General features: G+C 70.8%; 22 protein-coding genes and 1 pseudogene. 9 read left to right on the forward strand and 14 right to left on the reverse strand.

The annotated features are described in order from the left end of the window. Positions 1-2: 2 nt before the first annotated feature. Together AB0I41_RS14960 and AB0I41_RS14965 are read right to left on the reverse strand one after the other, a co-directional pair. Positions 3-317 (reverse strand): TSUP family transporter, encoded by a 315-nt coding sequence (locus AB0I41_RS14960; RefSeq protein ID WP_357106786.1) that lies wholly within the window; start codon positions 315-317, stop codon positions 3-5. 355 nt (positions 318-672) lie between these two features. Next, entirely contained in the window at positions 673-1,044 is a 372-nt protein-coding gene (locus tag AB0I41_RS14965) for a metalloregulator ArsR/SmtB family transcription factor (RefSeq protein ID WP_357106789.1), read from the reverse strand. Positions 1,045-1,224: 180 nt separating this feature from the next. Here AB0I41_RS14965 and AB0I41_RS14970 point away from each other — a divergent pair, with 180 nt between their 5' ends. After that, positions 1,225-2,268 carry an ArsO family NAD(P)H-dependent flavin-containing monooxygenase gene (locus AB0I41_RS14970; RefSeq protein ID WP_357106792.1) on the forward strand — a complete coding sequence of 348 codons (1,044 nt, stop codon included), beginning with the start codon at positions 1,225-1,227 and terminating at the stop codon, positions 2,266-2,268. A gap of 50 nt (positions 2,269-2,318) precedes the next feature. Here the strand turns inward: AB0I41_RS14970 and trxB are convergent, their stop codons facing one another. The 6 genes and pseudogenes from trxB to AB0I41_RS15000 form a co-directional block, all read right to left on the reverse strand. Continuing rightward, positions 2,319-3,248 carry a thioredoxin-disulfide reductase gene (trxB, locus tag AB0I41_RS14975; protein ID WP_357106795.1) on the reverse strand — a complete coding sequence of 310 codons (930 nt, stop codon included), beginning with the start codon at positions 3,246-3,248 and terminating at the stop codon, positions 2,319-2,321. A gap of 73 nt (positions 3,249-3,321) precedes the next feature. Continuing rightward, entirely contained in the window at positions 3,322-3,729 is a 408-nt protein-coding gene (locus AB0I41_RS14980) for an arsenate reductase ArsC (RefSeq protein ID WP_357106797.1), read from the reverse strand. A 187-nt stretch (positions 3,730-3,916) separates the two neighbouring features. Further along, positions 3,917-4,654: pseudogene (locus AB0I41_RS14985) on the reverse strand (MIP/aquaporin family protein); the annotation flags it as partial. Positions 4,655-4,705: 51 nt separating this feature from the next. After that, positions 4,706-5,368 carry an arsenate reductase ArsC gene (locus AB0I41_RS14990; protein WP_357106800.1) on the reverse strand — a complete coding sequence of 221 codons (663 nt, stop codon included), beginning with the start codon at positions 5,366-5,368 and terminating at the stop codon, positions 4,706-4,708. After that, a complete protein-coding gene (locus tag AB0I41_RS14995) occupies positions 5,365-6,051 on the reverse strand; it encodes a helix-turn-helix domain-containing protein (protein ID WP_357106802.1) in 687 nt (228 codons plus the stop codon). The genes AB0I41_RS14990 and AB0I41_RS14995 overlap by 4 nt, the downstream gene beginning before the upstream one ends. 89 nt (positions 6,052-6,140) lie before the next feature. Beyond that, complete coding sequence (locus AB0I41_RS15000; RefSeq protein WP_357106805.1) at positions 6,141-6,470, reverse strand: metalloregulator ArsR/SmtB family transcription factor; 330 nt, start codon at positions 6,468-6,470, stop codon at positions 6,141-6,143. A 62-nt stretch (positions 6,471-6,532) separates the two neighbouring features. Here AB0I41_RS15000 and AB0I41_RS15005 point away from each other — a divergent pair, with 62 nt between their 5' ends. Beyond that, entirely contained in the window at positions 6,533-7,690 is a 1,158-nt protein-coding gene (locus tag AB0I41_RS15005; protein WP_357106808.1) for an NAD(P)/FAD-dependent oxidoreductase, read from the forward strand. 19 nt (positions 7,691-7,709) lie between these two features. Here AB0I41_RS15005 and AB0I41_RS15010 read toward each other — a convergent pair whose 3' ends face one another. After that, a complete protein-coding gene (locus tag AB0I41_RS15010) occupies positions 7,710-8,093 on the reverse strand; it encodes a metalloregulator ArsR/SmtB family transcription factor (protein WP_357106810.1) in 384 nt (127 codons plus the stop codon). A gap of 88 nt (positions 8,094-8,181) precedes the next feature. On the opposite strand from AB0I41_RS15010, the gene AB0I41_RS15015 reads away from it, so the two are divergent. The 7 genes from AB0I41_RS15015 (at position 8,182) to AB0I41_RS15045 (ending at position 13,550) form a co-directional block, all read left to right on the forward strand. Next, positions 8,182-8,331: a hypothetical protein gene (locus AB0I41_RS15015; RefSeq protein ID WP_357106813.1), complete on the forward strand. Its 150-nt coding sequence runs from the start codon at positions 8,182-8,184 to the stop codon at positions 8,329-8,331. A gap of 14 nt (positions 8,332-8,345) precedes the next feature. Continuing rightward, the gene (locus AB0I41_RS15020) at positions 8,346-8,594 is read left to right on the forward strand and encodes a hypothetical protein (RefSeq protein WP_357106815.1); all 249 of its coding nucleotides are present in this window, start codon (positions 8,346-8,348) and stop codon (positions 8,592-8,594) included. Further along, positions 8,591-9,835: a M28 family peptidase gene (locus AB0I41_RS15025; protein WP_357106818.1), complete on the forward strand. Its 1,245-nt coding sequence runs from the start codon at positions 8,591-8,593 to the stop codon at positions 9,833-9,835. Before AB0I41_RS15020 ends, AB0I41_RS15025 begins: the two co-directional genes overlap by 4 nt. A gap of 8 nt (positions 9,836-9,843) precedes the next feature. After that, positions 9,844-10,173, forward strand: a complete 330-nt coding sequence (locus AB0I41_RS15030) for a metalloregulator ArsR/SmtB family transcription factor (protein ID WP_357106866.1) — start codon at positions 9,844-9,846, stop codon at positions 10,171-10,173. Further along, positions 10,173-10,670 carry an N-acetyltransferase family protein gene (locus tag AB0I41_RS15035; RefSeq protein ID WP_357106821.1) on the forward strand — a complete coding sequence of 166 codons (498 nt, stop codon included), beginning with the start codon at positions 10,173-10,175 and terminating at the stop codon, positions 10,668-10,670. Before AB0I41_RS15030 ends, AB0I41_RS15035 begins: the two co-directional genes overlap by 1 nt. A gap of 73 nt (positions 10,671-10,743) precedes the next feature. Next, on the forward strand, positions 10,744-12,159 hold the full coding sequence (locus AB0I41_RS15040) for an FAD-dependent oxidoreductase (protein ID WP_357106824.1): 1,416 nt from the start codon (positions 10,744-10,746) through the stop codon (positions 12,157-12,159). Continuing rightward, a complete protein-coding gene (locus AB0I41_RS15045; RefSeq protein ID WP_357106827.1) occupies positions 12,159-13,550 on the forward strand; it encodes an MFS transporter in 1,392 nt (463 codons plus the stop codon). The genes AB0I41_RS15040 and AB0I41_RS15045 overlap by 1 nt, the downstream gene beginning before the upstream one ends. On the opposite strand, the gene AB0I41_RS15050 is transcribed toward AB0I41_RS15045, so the two are convergent. The 5 genes from AB0I41_RS15050 to AB0I41_RS15070 form a co-directional block, all read right to left on the reverse strand. Further along, positions 13,522-13,818 (reverse strand): hypothetical protein, encoded by a 297-nt coding sequence (locus tag AB0I41_RS15050; protein ID WP_357106830.1) that lies wholly within the window; start codon positions 13,816-13,818, stop codon positions 13,522-13,524. The genes AB0I41_RS15045 and AB0I41_RS15050 overlap by 29 nt on opposite strands. Positions 13,819-14,395: 577 nt before the next feature. Beyond that, positions 14,396-14,527: a hypothetical protein gene (locus AB0I41_RS15055; RefSeq protein WP_357106832.1), complete on the reverse strand. Its 132-nt coding sequence runs from the start codon at positions 14,525-14,527 to the stop codon at positions 14,396-14,398. Positions 14,528-14,549: 22 nt separating this feature from the next. Beyond that, positions 14,550-17,213 (reverse strand): bifunctional YncE family protein/alkaline phosphatase family protein, encoded by a 2,664-nt coding sequence (locus AB0I41_RS15060; protein WP_357106835.1) that lies wholly within the window; start codon positions 17,211-17,213, stop codon positions 14,550-14,552. 143 nt (positions 17,214-17,356) lie between these two features. After that, a complete protein-coding gene (locus AB0I41_RS15065; protein ID WP_357106837.1) occupies positions 17,357-18,712 on the reverse strand; it encodes an ABC transporter permease in 1,356 nt (451 codons plus the stop codon). Further along, the gene (locus tag AB0I41_RS15070) at positions 18,709-19,728 is read right to left on the reverse strand and encodes an ABC transporter ATP-binding protein (RefSeq protein WP_357106840.1); all 1,020 of its coding nucleotides are present in this window, start codon (positions 19,726-19,728) and stop codon (positions 18,709-18,711) included. Before AB0I41_RS15070 ends, AB0I41_RS15065 begins: the two co-directional genes overlap by 4 nt. Positions 19,729-20,278 lie beyond the last annotated feature (550 nt).

Consider the following 20,278-nt stretch of genomic DNA (forward strand, 5'->3'; position numbering starts at 1 on the left):
GTTCAGGAGGCGTTTGAGCGGGCCAGCGGCGCGGCGGCGAACAGCAGGCCGCCGGCGAGGGCGAGGGGGACCGCGCCGAGGGCGAAGCGGCCGATGATCGGCCATCTGAGGTCATGTCGGTTCAGCCATACGCGGCTGCCGTTGCTGGACAGTTGGGCGAGGGTGAGCACGGGCACGGCCGCGCGGAGGCCGAACAAGGCGGTGAACACCGGCAGAAGCAGCACTCCACCGCCGAATCCCGCGACCGCGGACAGCCAGGCCAGGAGAAACGCGGCCGCCGATGCGAGGGTGATGGTGGTGGCCAGGTCGAGGTTCATGCGTCTGCCTCGGTCGCAGCCGTGCCGGCATCGGGCCGCAATTGTGGTCGTGTCATGGCCAGAGGGCTTCGGCGAGCAGGACGCCGATGAAGGCCGCGCCGAGTCCGGCGGCGATGCTCGCGGCGACGTCGAGCAGGGAGTAGAAGCGCGCGCCGTCTTCGAAGGGAACCGCGAGGATGGGTACCGAGCATGATCACGGCCAGCACTATCTCGGCTTGGCCTGGTGAAGGGCATCGGGCCGGCGTTCACCGAGCGGATCGTGGCGCACTTCGGTCTGGGCGCCCTGTGTGATCGAGGAGGAACCGCCCGCTTGGTGAAGCTGCCCGGTCTTGGCCCGAAGCGCAAAGGGTGCCGCTCAGCGGGTCTTCTTCGTCGCCCGCTTGCGGGGCGGAGTCAACAGGTCGGCGATCGCCGCGATCGCGGACGGCACGAGGCGGTAGTACGCCCAGACGCCTCGCTTCTCGCGTTCGAGCAGGCCGGCCTCGGTGAGGATCCGAAGGTGGTGACTCACGGTCGGCTGGGAGAGACCAAGCGGTGCGGTGAGGTCACTGACGGATGCCTCGCCCTCGGGAGCGGACTGGATCAGACTGAGTAGTCGCAGCCGGGCGGGGTCGGCGAACGCCTTGAGCACTCCCGCGAGCCGCTCGGCGTCGGCGCGCTTGATCGGCTCGCCGGCAAGCGGCGAGATGGCAGGTGTAGCTGTTTTCGCAGTTGGCACGACTTCCATCGTTGCACCAACACCATCGACAGGCCGGACCGGGTCACCGTCCGTTCGCGGGCAGGGAACCTTGTTAGCCCCGTTCCGGCCGTGTCCGTGGCCGGAACGGGCGACTGTCGGCGCCGGCCCGGACATCGGGATCTTGGGCCACTTCGGCCTGATGATCGCGGTCGGAGGGAGGTGCCGAGCGTGCCTGGGACGTGTGACGTGGTGGTTGTCGGGGGCGGGCAGGCGGGCCTGGCAGCGGGCTACTACCTGCGCCGTGCCGGCCTGGATTACGTCATCCTCGACGCCCAGTCTCAGCCGGGTGGCGCGTGGCGGCATGGCTGGGACTCGTTGCGGTTGTTCTCTCCGGCGGAGTACAGCCCGCTGCCGGGGTGGGGGATGCTGCGGCAGGAGGGTGAGGAGTTCCCGACCGCCGGGCACGTCGTGGACTACCTAGAGGCGTACGAGCAGCGGTACGAGCTGCGGGTGCGTCGGCCGGTCCGGGTACGCGAGGTGCGGCGTGCCGGGGAGCGCCTGGCGGTGGAGACCGATGCTGGGAGCTGGCTGGCCCGGTACGTCATCGCCGCCACCGGTACGTGGGAGTGCCCGTACGTGCCCGACATCCCGGGCCGTGAGGAGTTCGCCGGCCGGCAGCTGCACACGGTGAACTACACCTCGCCGGAGCAGTTCCGGGGGCAGCGGGTCGTGATCGTCGGCGGAGGCAACTCCGCGGCGCAGATCCTGGCGGAGGTGTCCCGGGTCGCCGAGGCCACCTGGGTCACCTTGCGCCCGGCGCGGTTCATGCCGGACGACGTCGACGGTCGAGTGCTGTTCGGTGTGGCCACCCGCAAGGCCGCCGGTGGTGCCGGTGGCGGTGTCAGCGACCTTGGGGACATCGTGATGGTGCCCAGCGTCCGCGAGGCGCGGGACCGCGGAGTCCTGCACGCCCGTCCGATGATCGTGCGGCTGACCGACCGTGGCGTGCGTTGGGCCGATGGCGCCGAGCAGCCCTGCGACGCCGTGATCTGGTGTACGGGTTTTCAGCCCAACCTCACCCACCTCGCGCCGCTGCTGCCCGGATGGCGGAAAGGGGAGGTGGCCACCGAGGGCACCCGGTCGGTGGACGAGCCTCGCCTCTACCTGCTCGGCTACGGCGATTGGACGGGGCCGGCGTCAGCCACGCTGGTGGGTGCCGGCCGGACAGCGAAAGCGACCGTCGCCGACATCGCCTCCCACCTGCGCGGATAGCCGTCGGACCGAGGCCCGGCCGAGCTGGCCGGACCTTGGCCGCGCGCCGGTTAGGACAGGGCGGCGAGGTACCGCTCGGCGTCGAGGGCGGCAGCGCAGCCGGTGCCGGCGGCGGTGATGGCCTGGCGGTAGGTGCGATCGACGAGGTCACCGGCGGCGAACACGCCGGGCAGGTTGGTGCGGGTGCCGGGGGAGTCGACGGTGACGTAGCCGCCGGCGTCGAGGGTGACCTGGCCGCGGAACAGTTCGCTGCGCGGGTCGTGGCCGATGGCGACGAACACGCCGGTGACGTTCAAGACCCGGGTCTGGCCAGTGTGGACGTCCCGTAGCCGCGCTCCGGCGACGGCGCCGTCATGGCCGAGGATCTCCTCGACCACGCTGTTCCACGCCACCTGGATCTTGTCATTGCTCAGCGCCCGCTCGGACATGATGCGGCTGGCGCGGAAGGTGTCCCGGCGATGGATGATGGTGACGCTGCGAGCGAAGCGGGTGAGGAAGGTGGCTTCCTCCATCGCGGTGTCGCCCCCGCCGACCACGGCGATGTCCTGGTCGCGGAAGAAGAACCCGTCACAGGTGGCGCAGGAGGACACGCCGTGGCCGAGCAACTCCTGCTCGCCGGGAACGCCGAGGGGCCGCCACGCGGATCCGGTGGCGAGGATGACCGCCCGCGCCTGGTGAGCCTGCTCGCCGACCCAGACGGTCTTGACCCCGCCGGTGAGGTCGACGCGGGTGACGTCGTCGGTGATGAACTGGGCGCCGAACCGGTCGGCCTGCTTGCGGAGGTTGTCCATCAGCTCTGGGCCGGTGATGCCGTCGGGGAAGCCGGGGAAGTTCTCCACGTCGGTGGTGGTCATCAGCGCGCCGCCGGACTGGCTGCCCTCGATCACGAGGGGCGCGAGGTTGGCGCGGGCGGCGTAGAGGGCGGCGGTGTATCCGGCGGGTCCGGAGCCGATGATGATCAGGCGGTGCGGGTCGGACACGGAGGGGCTCCTGCTCAGGGTGCAGCTGCCCGCCCGCGGGTGACCTGTCGGGCAGGCAGCGCTGGCGGGTGGGTCAGGCGGTGGGACGCAGTTCGGTGAGCAGCTTCTCCACCCGGGTGCGGATCTCGTCGCGGATCGGGCGGACGGCGTTGACGCCCTTGCCGGCGGGGTCTTCGAGTTTCCAGTCCTCGTAGCGTTTGCCGGGGAAGACGGGGCAGGCGTCGCCGCAGCCCATGGTGACGATGACGTCGGAGGACTCGGCGGTCTCGTATTCGAGGAGCTTGGGGGTCTGGTCGGTGATGTCGATGCCGACCTCGCGCATGGCCTCGACGGCGGCCGGGTTGATGGTCTCGGCGGGGGCGGAACCGGCGGAGCGGACCTCGACGGTGTCGCCGGCGAGGTGGCGCAGCCAGCCGGCGGCCATCTGGGAGCGGCCGGCGTTGTGGATGCACACGAACAGGACGCTGGGCTTGTCGCTCATGAGGTGCCTCTCTTGCTGCAGTGCGGGTCGTGGGGCCGGTTGACTGGCGCGTTGTCCGGGTCGTGGAACGGGCGGTCCGGGTTGCTGTTGCGGTCGACGGTGCGGTAGCGGCCGGGGGAGTAGCGGCGGTTGACGACGCCGCGTTCAGGTCGAGCCGTGCTGGTGTCGCGTGGGTGCGGTGTCACGGGCGGTGGCCGACGGCGGCGTCCTCGTCGGTGGGGACGACAACCTGGTCCGCGGCGGCGCCGGCGTCGGGGTAGAGAGCGGCGAGCAGCCCGACACCCACGGCGAGGCCGACGAGCTGGGCCAGGACGAACCCGGGCACAGAGGTGGGGGCGATGCCGGCAAAGGTGTCCGTGAACGCGCGGCCGATGGTGACCGCCGGATTGGCGAACGAGGTCGACGAGGTGAACCAGTACGCCGCCCCGATGTACGCGCCCACGGCGGCGGGGGCGACTAGGGCGCGGCCGGAGCGGGCGAGGGCGAAGATCAGCAGGATCAGCCCTGCCGTGGCAACAACCTCACCGAGCCACAGGTGCCCTGCGGCGCGGTCCTTGCTGGAGAAGTCGACGGCGGCCAGGTCGAACATGAGGTTCGCCAGCACCGACCCGGCGATCCCGCCCAACACCTGGGCCACGACGTAGCCGCCCAGGTCGCGGGCGGTGAGGCCGGTGCCAGCGCGGCGGCCGAGGAACCAGTCGGCGGCGGACACGACCGGATTGAAATGGGCCCCGGAGACCGGTCCGAAGATCAGGATCAGCGCGGCGAGCGCGAAGACGGTGGCGGTGGAGTTCTCCAAAAGCTGGAGGCCGACGTCGCCGGGGGAGAGGGTGGTGGCCATGATGCCGGAGCCGACCACGGCGGTGACCAGCAGGGCGGTGCCGACGAACTCGGCCAGCAGGCGTCGCCGAAGTGCGATGGTCATCAGTCTGTTCTCTCCCATGATCTGAGGGGCCCCGGCTCGCCGGGGTGGTGGTTACCAGGTGGTGGTGACGTTCAACTCGTCGAGGAGACGCCGTACGCGGCGTTCGAGCTCGTCCCGGATCGGCCGTACGTCGGCTAGGTTCAGGCCGGCGGGGTCGTCGACGGCCCAGTTCTCGTAACGGGTGCCGGGGAAGACAGGGCAGGCGTCGCCGCAGCCCATGGTGACCACGACGTCGGCGGCACGGACCACCTCGTCGGTCCAGGGCTTGGGGAACTCCTCGGAGATGTCGATGCCACGTTCGGCCATCGCCGCGATCGCGGAGGGGTTGATCTCGATGCCGGGGTCGCTGCCGCCGGACCAGGCGACCGCGTGCTCGCCGGCCAGGTGGGTGAAGAAGCCCAGGGCCATCTGCGAGCGACCTGCGTTGTGGGTACACAGGAACAGCACCACCGGGCGGCCATCACGGTGGTGACCCTCGACCCGAGCCAGGGCCCGCAGCCGCTGGCGGGCGAAACGCTCGGCCAGCAGCGGCAGGTAGTTCGGGACCGTGGCGGCGGTGGCGAACTGGTCGTAGCTGCTGTGCAGGAACCTCTCGACGGTCTCGGTGCCGTAGATGCCGTCGAACTCCTCGGCCAGCCGGGCCGCGGCGGTGTGCAGAGCGACCTGCTGGTCGAGGGTGATCTCCTGCTGGGGCCATGCGCTGGTGTCGGTCATCGGGGACCTCCGGACAGGACGGCGGGAGCGAGCCGGTCGACCCGGTCGGCGAGGTCGGCGTAGGCGGCTTCGAACGCCTCGTCGGTGTCCACGCGCACCGGGTCCGGAACGGACCAGTGCAGGCGGGGCCGGACTGGGCCGGTCAGTTCCTCGTGGGCGTTGTCGCACACGGCAATGACCAGGTCGTCCCCACGGACAACGTCCGTGACGTGGGCGGTGCCGGTCGGGTCGAGGTCGAGGTCGTGGCGGTGAGCCACGGCCACCGCGCGGGGATGGACCCGGGCCGCGGGCTTCGTGCCAGCGGAGGCGACGGCGCTGTGGGTGCGCCGCTTCCACAGGGCGGCAGCCAGCTGGGAGCGGGCCGAGTTGTGGGTGCACACGAACACCACCCGGCCGACACCGGCCAGCCGTGGGGTGGCGAGCGCGGCAAGAGCCTCCGGCAGCAGCCGCAGATAGGTGCGACGGCGATCTCCCTCGGAGCGACCCTTGGCGACCAGGCCGGCGTCGGTGAGGACCTTGACGTGGTGGGCGACGAGGTTCGTCGGCATGTCGAGGGTGTGCGCGATTTCCCCGGGGGAGGCATCGCCCAGGGTGAGCGCGTCCACGATCGCCAGGCGGGCCGGATCGCCGAGGGCGGCGTGGATCCGGGCTCGCCCCGCGAGAGAAGAAAGCTCAACGTCCATTGACTCAACTATCGCTGACCAGTTCTCTGGAGTCAAGCCGGTCTCGCGGTGGCGTTGGTTCCAGGTGCGTCGGGGTTGGTGCCGGCTGATCAGCAGCAGGTCGCCAGGTAGGACTGCAGATCCGACAAAGCGGCGAGGGCGCCGTCGCGGTCAGCCCGATAGAACACCGTCTTGCCGTCCCGCCGCGAGGTGACCACGCCGCCGCGGCGCAGCAGCGTCAACTGCTGCGACGCCGTGGCCTGGCTGATGCCGACCCGCTCGGCCACCTCACCCACGGACATCTCGGCGCCGCGCGCGAACAGCATCATGATCCGCTGACGGGTGGGACTGCCGAGCGCCTTGAGGAACTCCTGTGTCTGCGGCGCAAGACCCGGGACGGTGCTCTGCGGCCCGGTCGGCTGGTCGGCGGTCTGGCTCATGGTCACACCTTTCCTCGCCGTCATCATATTGTCATTCAACAAAATAACGATATGATCGTGGGGTGACCGTTCAAGTCGATCCCGTGATCATCATTGGCGGCGGCCAGTCCGGCCTCGCCGCCGCCCGAGCCGCACTGGACACCGGCCTGCGACCCGTCGTCCTGCAGGCCGGCGCCGAGCCGGTGGGCTCCTGGCCGGACTACTACGACAGCCTCACCCTCTTCTCGCCCGCCCGCTACAGCGCCCTGCCCGGGATGCCCTTCGACGGCGACCCGGACCGCTACCCCCACCGCGATGAGGTCACCGCCTACCTTCGCCGCTACGCCGACGCCCTCGATGTCGAGATCCGCACGCGCACCAGAGCCGTCGCCGTCCACACCCGTGCGGGCGGGGGATACCTCGTGCGCACCGATACCGGAGACGAGTTGCCCGCCGTCGGAGTCGTCGCCGCGACCGGCTCCTTCGGCAACCCGTATCTGCCGGCCCTGCCAGGGCAGAGCGAGTACGGCGGGGATCTGCGGCACGTCGCCGACTACCACCGCCCCGACGCGTACGACGGGAAGCGCGTCGTGGTCGTGGGGGCTGGCAACTCCGCCGTCCAGGTCGCCTACGAACTCGCCCCGTCGGCCCACGTGACCCTGGCGACCCGCGAGCCGATCCGGTTCCTGCCGCAGCGAATCCGCGGACGGGACCTGCACCGCTGGCTCCGCGTCACCGGTGGCGACCGCCTTCCGCGCGCGATCATCACCCGCCTCGTCCGGCACGCCACCGTGCTCGACACCGGCCGCTACCGCGACGCCATCACCTCGGGCCGGCTTCCTCGGCGGGACATGTTCACCGCCTTCACCCCGGAAGGTGTCCTGTGGCGTGACGGCACCGTGGAGCAGGTCGACGGCGTCATCTTCGCCACCGGCTACCGGCCCGATCTCGACTACCTGGCGCCGCTCGCCACCGTTGATCGCGGCGTGCCGCGGCAGGTGGGTGGAGTCTCCACCACCCATCCCGGCCTGGTCTACCTTGGGCTGGAATTCCAGCGGTCCTTCGCCTCGAACACTCTGCGCGGCGTGGGACGCGACGCCGCGCACGTCATGGCCGCCCTCGCCGCTCGCGTGGACCGACGTCCGCGCTTCTTCGGTCAGGCGCATCACGCGGCACCCGGTGTCCAGCGGTCGACATCGCCCCTGCAGATGGATGGAGCCACGGACGGTGCCGGCGGGTGACGGCGGTGGGGGAGCGAGGTCAGGCCTTGGCCGCGGCTGCCGGCTCGATCGACAGCAGGGCGGCGAGCTGGCGCAGGATCTGCGGTCGGGCCCGGTAGTAGACCCAGGTGCCTCGCCGCTCCGCGTCCACCAGGCCCGCCTCGCGCAGCGTCTTGAGGTGGTGGGAGATCGTCGGTCCGGTCAGGTCGAACGCCGGCGTCAGGTCGCACACGCACGCCTCGCCGTCTTCGGCGGAGGCGATCATCGACATCAGCTGCAGCCGCACCGGGTCACCGAGGGCTTTGAACGCGGGCGCGAGCACCGCGGCCGTCTCGGCCGGGACTCGACGCTGGGCCAGCGGAGGGCAGCACGGCGCGTCGGCGTTGAGATCGACGACGGGAAGCGACGCCTGTTGCTTCGACATGCCTCTAGGTTGACATCTCTCTAATCAGCGTGCAAGTCTCTGATTCGACGGACGTCAAGACAGGCGTTCCGAGGAAACGAGGACGACCATGTTCGGCTCTAGCCGCCGCTCACGCACACCGCTGCCCGGTGTCCGGTTCTGCGACTCCTGCGCCCAGGTGTCCACGCCCGCGCAGCGTGCCGAGCGCCGCTACGACACCACCCGCGCCACGGTCTACACGCTGATCAGCCCCCGTTGAGGAGAGGATCCGACATGAGCGAGAACACCCCTACTGCCGGCGGTTTCACCGGCGACCCCGCCGCGGCCCTGCAGGTCACCGGCTCCGGCGCCTGCTGCGGCAGCCCCGCCCAGGCCGTCGGCGGAATCCTCCCGCCAGCCGGCGCTACCGCCAGCGGTGATCCGTGCTGCGGTACCCGGCAGGCCGCCCAGGCGGCTGACTCGTGCTGCGGCACCGAGGCAAAGGCCGACGCCATCGCCACCGGACAGGGATGCTGCTCATGACCATCCCCACCGACCTCGCTGACCTGCTCAACCAGGTCAGCGACGACCGGATGACCGCCACCATTGCCACCCTCGCCTCCGACCCACTAGCTGGGCGGCGGGTCGGCTCGGCCGGCGGGGCGGCGGCCCGCGCCTGGCTCGTCGACCAGCTCACCGTCCTCAACGCCGACGTCCGCACCGAGGAGTTCCCGGTCCGCGCCGTGCCGCAGGTGTACGAAGCGCCGACCGTCACCTGGGGCGACCGGAGCCGTACTGAGGAGCTGGTGTTCGGGCGGCAGGTCGCGATCCACCCGGCCTCCGCCGACACGTCCGACATCCGACGCGGCGCCCTCGGCGTCGCCGGCAAGGACGACCCGGCGGAGCGGTGGCTGGTCGTGCCGGCCGAAATGAGCCTGTTCGACGCCTACCGCGACACCCGCGGCGCGGCCGGCCTGCTGGTCCGCCGCCCGGTCGACGCCGAAGGCTGGCAGTTCACCATGCTCGCCGGCCCGGACCCGGGGCCACTGCCCGTGCTGACGCTCGACCCGGACACCCACCACGCCGTGCTCACCGCAGCCACCGCAGGGGACAGCTGGCTGGCCGGCGCGACGCCGCTGCGCCGCGACGACGTCACCGGCACCAACATCCACGCCCGACTCCGGCAGCCTGCCCCTGGTGGCGACGACCTGCTGTTGACCGCCCACTACGACGGCGTCGGCGACCACCCCGGGCTCCGCCTGCCTGGCGCTTCGGACAACGCCACCGGCGTCGCCGTAGTCCTGGAGGCCGCCCGCATTCTCACCACCGCACTGCCCGCCGGCGCGGGACTGTCCGTCGCGCTGCTCGACGGGGAGGAGGTCGGCGCGCTCGGCTCCGCCCACCACGCCATCCAACTCCGCGCCGAAGGGGCCGCACCGCTGGTCATCAACGTCGACGGCGCCGGCCGCCTCGACGGAGCGGCCGCAGTCGAAGCCGGCGGCCCCGCCCACCGCCTCCTCGCCCTGCTCGACCAGGCCGGGCGCCACACCGGCGTTCCCCTGACCGCGGGCCCGGTGGCGTCGGACAACCGTCGCTACGGGGGCAACGGTTTCGCCGCAGTCGGCATCGGCGCCGGAATGGGCGGCTACCACAGCCCCGCCGACACCCCCGACAAGGTCGACCCCGCCACCCTCGGTGCGATCGCCCGGCTCGTCGTCGCGACCACTCACCTTGCGGCGGCGGCACCCGCTAGACTTCGATCGTCAATCGGCGATAAACGATAGAAGGAGTGGTGGTGGGCGACCTGCTCGACCGGGACACCGCGCAGACCTACGCCTCGTGGTTCCGGGCCCTGGCGGACCCGACCCGGGTGCAGATCGTCGAGTACCTCGCCCGGGACGCCCGGCCCATGAGCGTCGGGGAGATCGTCGCCGCCGTCGGATTGGCCCAGTCCACCGTCTCCCAACACCTGAAGATCCTGACTGAGGTGCGGTTCGTGCTCGTCGAGCCGGTCGGCACCGCCCGCCACTACCGCATCAACGACGCCTGCGTCGGCTGCTTCCCGTCGGCCGCCGATGTCGTCATGGGTCGCCCGGCTCCGCAGCCGAAGGGAGCCTGCTGATGGCTGACATCACCGTCCGCCCCATGACCGCGGACGATGCCGACCGGGTCCTGGCGATCTACCAGGCCGGCCTCGACGGGGGCAACGCCAGTTTCGAGACCATCGCCCCGACGTGGGCGGCGTTCGACGCCGGCAAACTGGCCGACCACCGGTTCGTAGCCATCGACCCAGACGGGGCCGTCATCGGCTGGGTCGCCGTGTCACCCACCTCCACACGGGCGGTCTACGCCGGGGTGGTCGAGCACTCCGTCTACATCGACCCCGCCGCGCAGGGAAGGGGTGCCGGCCGGCTTCTCCTCGATGCCATGATCGCGTCCACCGAGGCCGCCGGGATCTGGACCATCCAGTCCGGTGTCTTCCCGGAGAACACCGCCAGCCTGGCTCTGCACCAGCGCGCCGGCTTCCGGGTCATCGGCACCCGCGAGAGGGTCGGACGGCACCATGGCCGATGGCGTGACGTCGTCCTCCTGGAGCGCCGCAGCCCCGTCATCACCTGAACTCTGCGGCTCCGCGCCGCAGCACACCTACACCTTCTTGATTCGACAGTTTTCAACGCAGAGGAGTTTTCCGATGAGTGCCCTGGACGAGCTGCCCGTCGTGGTGATCGGCGCGGGCCCGGTGGGTCTGGCTGCCGCCGCCCACCTGCACGAGCGTGGCCTGCCCTTCCTCGTTCTAGAGGCCGGCGACGCCGCCGGCGCGGCGGTGCGGGAGTGGGGTCACGTGCGGGTGTTTTCCCCGTGGCGGTACAACGTCGACCCCGCCGCGCGCCGGCTGCTCGACGACGTCGGCTGGGTCGCCCCGGCCGAGCACGCGCTGCCCACCGGCGCGGAGCTGGTGGCCGACTACCTGCAGCCCCTCGCGGAGCTGCCGCAGCTCAAGCCCCACCTGCGCTACGGCGCGCGGGTGGAGGCGATCAGCCGCCTCGGCCTGGATCAACTGCGCACCGCCGGCCGCGAACAGGCCCCGTTCCTGATCCGCCTCGCCGACGGCGACGAGCTGCTGGCCCGTGCGGTCATCGACGCATCCGGCACCTGGGGCACCCCCAACGTCCTCGGCGCCTCCGGCCTCCCCGCACGAGGCGAGAAGGAAGCCACCTCGTACCTGGAACACGCCCTGCCAGACGCGCTCGGCAAGGACCGCGACCGGTTCGCCGGCCGCCACACCCTCGTCGTCGGCGCTGGCCACTCCGCCGCCAACACCCTGCTCTCCTTGGCGGAACTGGCCGCCGCCGAGCCAGGCACCGAGGTGACCTGGGCGATCCGCTCGGCCAGCCCGGCGCGCACCTACGGCGGCGGGGACGCCGACGCGCTGCCCGCCCGGGGTGCACTCGGCTCCCGGCTGCGTGAGCACGTAGACGCCGGCCGGATCCGGCTGCTCACCGGCTTCTCCGTCCACACCCTCACCCCGACCGACGGCCGCGTCGGGGTGCTCGTGCGCCACGCCGACGGTAGCGAGGAGCAGGTGATCGTCGAGCGCATCGTTGCCGCAACCGGCTTCCGCCCGGACCACTCGATCGCCGCCGAACTGCGGCTCGACCTGGACCCGGTCATGGGCGCCACCCGGGCTCTCGCCCCGCTGATCGACCCGAACGAGCACTCCTGCGGCACCGTCCCCCCGCACGGCGTCGACGAACTCGCCCATCCCGAGTCCGGCTACTACGCCGTCGGCATGAAGAGCTACGGCCGTGCCCCCACCTTCCTCATGGCCACCGGCTACGAACAGGTCCGCTCCGTCGTCGCCGCCCTCGCCGGCGACTGGGAAGCAGCCCGGGACGTCCAGCTCGACCTGCCCGAAACCGGCGTCTGCAACAGCAACCCCGCCGACTCCACCGGCACCGACAGCTGCTGCGGCCCCGCCCCTGCAGCCCAGCCCGCCGGTAAGGGGCTCGCCACAGGGATCTCCGGCGGCCTGCTGTCCGCACCGCTCAACCTGATCAGCCTCGACACCCCGACCAGCGGCCAGACCGGCGGCTGCTGCGCCAGCTGATGACCACCACCACGATGGCGCCCGCCGACCCGATGGTCGGCGGGCGCCACGGGTGGCGCATCGTCGCCGCCCTCGCCATCACCTCCACCGTCGGCTACGGCACCCTCTACTACGCCTACGCCGTTCTGCTCGGCCCCATGACCGCCAGCCTCGACGCCTCCACCACTGCGGTCACCGGCGCGCTGACCGTCAGCGTCCTCGCCGGCGCGCTGATGGCCATCCCGGTCGGCAGGTGGCTCGACCGGCACGGCGGACGGGCCCTCATGACCCTCGGCTCGATCACCGCCACCGCACTGCTGATCGCCTGGTCCCAGGTCCAGACCATCGGGCAGCTCTACGCCGTGATGATCGGCATCGGGATCACCGGCGCGATGGTCCTCTACGAACCCGCCTTCGCCGTCATCGTCTCCTGGTTCACCCCCGACCGACGACCCACCGCCCTGCTCGCGGTCACCGTCGTCGCCGGGTTCGCCAGCACCATCTTCATGCCCCTCACCGGCCTGCTCGTCGCGCAGCTCGGCTGGCGCGGCGCGCTCCTCACGCTCGCCGCCGTCCACGGCGTCGTGGCCGTGCCGCTGCACGCCCTCACGATCCGCAAACCGCCGCACGTCACCGCGCCCACCCCCGCGCTGCGAACGGACCACACCTCGCAGCGGGCGGCGGCGCGCGCAGCGATGGGCGACCCCCGGTTCTGGGTGCTCGCCGCCGCGCTCATCGCCCACGGCGCCGCCACCAGCACCATCGGCGTCCACCTGGTCAGCTACCTGACCAGCCGCGGCCACCCGGGTACGTTCGCCGCGACCGCCGCCGGCCTGCTCGGCGTCCTGTCCGTCACCGGGCGACTCGTCCTCACTGGCGCCCGACGCCGACTCCCCGTCACCACCATCGTCGCTGGCGTCTTCGCCATCCAAGCGGCCGCTGTCCTCGCTATGCCCCTCGCTGCCGGAACCCGCGTCGGAGCCATCGTCACCGTCACCGGATTCGGGCTCGGCTTCGGCATCGCCAGCCTCGCCACCCCAGCACTCCTCGCCGGCCGCTACGGCACCACCGCCTACGCCACCATCGCGGGACGACTCGCCGCCCCCGTCACCACCGCCAAAGCCGCCGCACCCCTGATTGCCGCCACGCTCCTACCGTACGGCGGCTACCACCTCTTGCTCGCCGCCGTCACCACCGCGTGCCTTCTCGCCGCCATCAGCATGCGCGCCGTGGGGGAGGCCAGGACCGACAGCGGCGAGTACCGCAACCAGCCGGACTTACCGCGTCCAGGAGCCCGCGTGGCTGCCGTGCCAGGGCCAGATTCAGCTCAAACACCGGCAGATGGCGAGCGCGCAGAAGGACAACCCAACAACAGCCCGACGTCTACCCCAGGTCCCACGCGGTCCACGTGACGACCCATGGCCGCTCGGGTCGCGCGGCCGGCAGCGGCTGATCCGGATCACACACCACCAGCAGGAGATCGTCGTGCGCGAGTGTCTGGGCGGGGTGGCCCGTCTGCTGCCTGATCAGCGACCGAATCTCCTTCCGGAGGACGGCGAGCTGGTCACCGGGGACCTGCCGGACCTCCGCGTACCCGTGCTCACGCACCACGTCGCAGACCACCTGCGCGACGACCGGGACCCTGCGGTCGACCGCTGGCGCGGGGAACAGGCGGTCCATCAGGGTCAGACAGCGGCGGCACGTCGGCGCGAACGCCGGCTCCCGGTACGTGCTCAGCGTTCCGCCGTCACCGCCGACCATTAGCGCCCAGACCCGGCCGCACATCGTCGTGTGCTCCCAGATCGGCTCTCGCAGCGCCTCGACGTCATACCGCCGCCCGACTGCCTCCCGCTCGCTGTCTCCGCCCGTGAGGTAGTGGTCAGGTACGGCGCCACGGCCTGGTCCGTCGGCTTCTGCCGCCGTACGAGGTGCACGGCCTCGCCTCCGCTGACCGCCACGAGAAGCAGGACGGCCTCCCCGGCGGTGATGACGTTCGGTCCGTGCAGGCCGTCAGGCATGCCAGCAGTATGCCCACCCCCGTTTGATGCCGGGCGGCCACACGCGAGGGTTGGCCCGGCCTCCAGAGCCGCTGCCGTCAAGGTCGTCGAGCACGTCGACGCGGGACCGCATCTGCCGTTGTCGCCGGCATGGCACAACCTTCCCGCCTATACAGCGAACAGCTCGTCCGTCCGCTCGTTCCTGCCGCCTTGCCCACCCGGCCGCGCCGGTGCCCGAGGCCGATGCCGGCACTGCCTGTTCACGTTCCTCCGCCGGTGTTCGCCGCCTCCGTCACCAGCGCGAGCTCGGCCGGCCGGCCGGGGGCGGCGGCCGGCGTGCGGAACGGCGGCCCACCGGGGATCTCCCGGTGGGCCGCCTGAATCCCCGTCATGGGATCCGTGTGTGACGCAAGGTCAGTCGACGTCGGTGCCGGGCAGGGCTGCGCCCGGCACGTCCTTCGGCAGGTAGATCTTGGCGTCACCCGGGTAGGGCAGGTCCCAGTTGTGGGCGCCGTACCACGTGTACCGGTTCATCAGCTCCGGGTTCGCGTAGTCGGCCTGCGCCCACTTGCCGGTGAGGCGCTGCTTCGAGGCCCACTTGTCCCACGCCTCCGAGTAGGAGACGAAGCTCGCCGGGACGGGGCCCTGGAGGGCGGCCGCGTTGGCGCCGGTCGGCGTGTCGAGGCCGCACGCGGGCGCGGTCTTGATGTTCTCGGTCAGCGAGATGTTGTTGGCCTTCGCGGTGTACGGCGTGAGGTCGGCCTTGGGCGTGAAGGCGCTGTACATCGGGGTGGCCGCGGCGACCTTCTGGTTGAGCGGCTCCGCACCCAGGATCTGCTCGATGGTGCGGACCATGTTGATCTGGGAGTAGTAGGTCGAGACCGTCTTGCCGTGGACGGCGTACGGGCTGATGACCTGGATCGGGGCCCGGTGGCCGTCGACGTGGTCAGGGCCGGCCTGGCTGTCGTCCTCGACCACGAAGATCGCGGAGTCCTTCCAGTACGGGCTGTGCGAGATCGTCTCGACGATCTTGCCCAGCGCGAGGTCGCCACCGGCGACGTTCGACCGCTGGGACACCGGACCACCGGTGTGGTCGTCGGAGAGCCACACCATGTTGAACTCGGCCGGACCGTTCTTCTGGAAGTCGTCCTTCCAGATCTGGTAGCGGTACAGGTCGGGGATCTGCATGTCGAACGGGGGTGCGGTCGGCACGGTGATGTTGTTGAGCGAGGGGATCGGCGAGCCGTAGTTGCCCTTGAGCTCGGGGCTGGTCAGCTGCGCCGGGTCGCCGCCCCCTTCGACGTTCTGCGTGGCGCAGTAGTACTGCTGCCAGGTCGAGCCGGCCGGCTTGCCGCTGGAGGAGTAGACGAACTCGCCGAAGTTTTTGGCGGTGTGGCCGGCGGCCATGACGGCGGTCCACAGGAAGCCCGAGCGCTGGTGGCCCAGCACGTCCTCCTGGGTGTCGTAGCTGCGGACGTACTCGCCGGCGCTGGACTCGGTGTACTCCGGGTTGTCACCCTGCATGATCCAGTTGTGACCCTCGGCGGAGTTGGTGCCGACGTCGTAGGTGTTGTCGTAGAGACCGAACTGCCGCGAGAGCGCGTGGATGTTGGGCGTGACCTGCTCGCCGAACTGGGCCAGCGACGGGTCGCCGTTGCCCTCGGGCATGTCGCCGTGGATCTGGTCGTAGGTGCGGTTCTCCTTGACCAGCATGAAGACGTGCTTGATGGGCGAGGGGTCGCCGATGCGCCGGGGCACGGGCAGGGGCGCCACGTTGCTGCCGCGGACGGCGCGCTTGACGTCGCTGTCCGCGCCGCCCCAGCCGTTCTGCTTGAAGACCTGCGGGGTGTAGGTGTCCCTGATCTCGCTGTCGGAGGGGAGGGTGAAGCGGGTCAGCGAGGCGGTCGTGGCGTGGGTGCCGTGGCCGGTCGCCGGGGTGGTGCCGAAGCCCTGGTTGTAGGTGATGGCCGGGCCCCGGGCGTCGATGCCGCGGCGGTTGGCCACGACGATCTGGTCGTCGACCGCGAAGACGTCCTCGGGGTAGTAGTCGGTCGGGACGAGGCCGACGTAGCTGACCGGGTCGAGCGCGCTCTCGCCGAGCTTGTAGACGGCGATCGCGTTGACGCGGCCGAGGCTGACGAGCAGACGGCCGTTGTACACGGCGATCGCGTCGGGCTCGTAGCCGACCGTCGAGCTCTGCCAGGGCTTGGTCTCGATCGTCTGGACGACCTTGTCCATGCTGGTGTCGACCACCGAGATGGTGTCGTCGTTGGTGTTGGCCACGTAGAGCGCGCTGCCCTCGAGGTGCATGTCGGTCGGGTGGAGACCGACCTCGATCTGGCCGATGGGCGCCGCGGCGTTGGCCGTGTCGATGACGCTGAGGACACCGGTGGTCGACGTGCCGAGCACCGGGTCCGCCGGGACGTCGGTGCCGTAGGACTTGATGGTGTCCTCACCCGGCTGAGCCCGGCGGCCACCCTCGTCGCTGACGTAGAGCTTGGTGCCGACGAACTTCAGCTGACGCGGCGCGATGCCGACGGGGTACGTCGCCTTGATGGTGCCCGCGACCGGGTCGATCGCGACGACGGTGTTCTGGCCGTTGACGGCGGCGTACAGCGTGCTGCCGTCGGGCGAGAATGTCATGCCGGCGGTGAGCGCCTGACGGGTGGGGCTGGTCAGGTTGGGGATGGCGATCTTGGTGCCGGCCGCCAGGGTGCCGTCGGCGTTGACCGGGAACCGGGTGATGCCGGTCGCGTTCGGCATGAAGAGGAACTTGCCGTCGGGAGAGTAGAGGGGGCTCTCCTGGCCGACGGTGTTGTCGGAGGGACGCAGGTTGGCGCCTGAGGCGGTGCCCGCGCGGAAGATCAGCTGGTAGGTCTCCAGGTCGAAGATCTGCAGCGAGATCGACCGGTCGTTGGCGGTCGCGGCCAGGAAGCGGCCGTCGGGGCTGATCGTGGAGCCCATGAACTTGCCGTAGTTGGTCACGAGCCGCTCGCCGAGCGGCTTGATGATCTGGTTGGAGGAGATCTGCAGGCCGTCGGTGTACTCCTCGCCGACCAGATTCTCACCGAAACCCATGGTGGAACCGTAGGCAACACCACCCGTGACCGTGACCGCGAGGGCCACGCCGCCGGCCACGAGGCCGGTGGGCAACGAGCGCAGGAGGCGACGACGAGGCCGCTTCACGACGCGGTTGCGCCTTACATTCATCTGGTTTCCCTTCACTTTGTAGTTGCCAGCAGATCGACGACTCCGTCGAACTGCCACAGCGGGTTCGGTCGGTCACCCAGGGGGGTGGCGACCTGGAAGAACCCGTTGACCTCCTTCGGCCCGTCGCCGTCGGCGACGTACCGTCCGTCCGCGGTCACCTCGAGCTGGTAGATCGCGTTGCCGGTCGCGGTCGTACCAGGGAGGGTCCACGTCACGACGCAGCGCCAGTCGGCGCCCGGACCGTGGTCCTCGACGCGCTCCCCGCCCTTGTCGCACTTGGCCGTGGCGTGGAGCTGCTCCTCGGTGACCGCCCGCCGGTTGAGCTGCTCGGTCTGCAGGACGTACAGGTGCGAGAACGACGTCGCCAGCGAGGCCTCGAGCTTGGGCCGCTCGATGCCCGTGCCGTTGGCACCCGTGGTCACGGCGACGACCACGGTCGTGACCGCGGCCAGGCCCGCCAGCGGGGCCAGACCCGAGACCAGGAAGCGGCGGCCCATGCCGTCGTAGGCCAGGTCGGTGAAGTCGCGACGCACGAAGAGCCGGTAGGCGAGGTAGGTGGCCAGCGCCGTCCAGGCCAGGCTGACGGCGAGCCCGATCCACAGCGACCCGAGCTGACCTGGGGCCGTGAAGAGGCCGCGGTAGGTAATGAAGGCGTTCATCGGCGTCGCCACCCGGAGCGCCACCGGGACCGGCATCAGCTGGACACCTTCGAGGATGAGCGCGATGACCACCGGCATCAGTAGGCCCAGCGGAGAGCGCCCCAGCGCGACCGACCCGAGCAGGCCGACCGCGGAGAAGGCGAGCGTGGGCGGGACGATGGTCAGCCAGCCGAGGAGGACCGTCCGGGTGAGCTCACCGGAGTCCATGATGTGCCCGTCCAGTCCCGGCATCGGCTGGGCGCCGAGCGCCAGCAGGCCGCCGGCCAGCGACGACACGAGGAGTGCGGCGAGAAGCGCCAGGGTGACGGTGAGCGCGGCCATCGCCTTGGACACGAAGATCCGGCGCGGCGAGCGCACCGCGACCATCAGGTGCCGCCACGTGCCGAGCCGGTCCTCGACGGCGAAGACGTCACCGGCCACGAGACAGGTGAGCAGGGGCAGCACCAACGTGCCCATGAAGACGAGGATGACCAGGGAGCCCGCCCAGCCGGACTGGTTCATCCAGCGGCCGTAGACCGCGTCGGCGGGAAGGGAGGTCTGCTGGCTGATCACCGCCGTGTAGATGGCCGGGGCAAGCAGGCACGCCAGGAAGACCAGCCGGACGCGCCACTGCGAGACCAGCTTGACCAGCTCGAACGTGTAGCAGCGGCTCAGCGCCACGGGCTGTGGCTGCGTGCGGACGGGGGCATCGACGATGGCCGCGGTCATCGGGAGGTCTCCTGGAGGTCGGGGGTGGAGCCAGGGCTGATGTCGGCGTCTGGGCCGGTGTCGGCGTCGGCGCTGGCGCCGGCGCCGGCGCCGGTGAGCGCCAGGAAAGCGGCCTCCAGAGGGGGCACGACGGGGCCGAGCTCGCGGATCGCGATGCCCGCGCCGACGAGCCGGGCGACCAGGTCGTCGAGGGCCGGCTCCGGGCCCCGCACGAAGACCGATTGGTCGTCGTACTGCGACTGCGACTTCCGGCCCGCGACCCGGCTCAGGCCCGGGATGTCGTCGGCGAGCCGGCGTGCGCCGTCGGCGTCGGTCGTGACGAGCCGGTAGTCGAGCTCGCCGCTCTCCGTGGCCAGCTTGTGCACCGGGCCCGAGAAGACGACCCGGCCGGTGGACAGCAGGGTGACGTCGTCACAGAGCGCCGCGAGGTCGTCCATGCGGTGGCTGGAGAGGACCACGGTGCCGCCGGTCTCGGCGAGGTCGGTGAGGACCTGGTGGACCTGTCGCTTGCCGGCGGGGTCGAGGCCGTTGGCCGGCTCGTCGAGGACCAGCAGACGCGGCTCGCCGAGCAGGGCGGCGGCCAGCCCGAGGCGCTGCCGCATGCCGAGCGAGAAGCCGCGGACGCTGTCACCCGCCACCTCGGTGAGCCCGACCCGGTCGAGCAGCTCGTCAACGTCGGCGGAGCGGCCGGCGCCGCTCCGCAGGGAGACCAGGGCCGCAAGGTTCTGGCGCGCCGTCAGCTCGGGATACAGACCGGGGCCGTCCACGAAGCCCGCGACGCCGCCGGGCACCGACAGGATGCGCCCAACCGGTGAGCCGAGGATCTCCAGTGAGCCGCCGTCGGCCACCGCCAGGCCCAGCAGCATGCCCAGGAGAGTGGTCTTGCCGGCGCCGTTGGGCCCGACGAGCCCGTGGATCTGCCCCTCGGAGAGGTCGAGATCGACCCCGTCGAGGGCGATGACGTCGCCGAAGGTCTTGGTGATGCCGCGCGCACGAACGGCAGCAGCTGGTTGCATCGGGGTCTCGTCCCATCTGGCCGCGAGCAGCCAAAAACCGTTGCCAACTCCAACTTCCTTCGACGGCGAAGCTAAGGAGTCCGGATGACCTGACTCGATTGATTTGCTGAACGTGTTGCAACGTCCAACCAAACGCCTAATTTTTCAGCTCCGTCAGCAGTGGCCGGATCCGTGATCGGTCGATCATCGACGCGTTGGGTTGGGAGTCTGGTGCCAGGCTGGACGTCCGTGAGGGCGCTGGCGTCATCGTCGTGCGCCGGGATCCCCACGGAATCTTCACCATCACTGGTCAAGGGCACCTGTTGTTGCCGGCGGTGGTGCGGCACTGGTGCGGGCAGCCGCTGGCATGGACGTGCCTGGACCACGACTGGGACAGCTTCTTCCCTGATGACCCACGTCGCATCCGTTGGCATGCAGGACAGCTAGCGCATGGACGAATCCCCAGGCGGTGAACTGGTCAAGCCCCCGGAAGTGGTGTAACGGCTGATCTTTCGAGTTGTACTGGTTAGAAGGGTTGTGTTCCGGGCTGGTCAGTGGCGGGTTCGCTGGT

This window comes from Micromonospora sp. NPDC050200 (assembly GCF_040656135.1).
In the GTDB taxonomy this organism is placed as follows: Bacteria; Actinomycetota; Actinomycetes; order Mycobacteriales; family Micromonosporaceae; genus Micromonospora.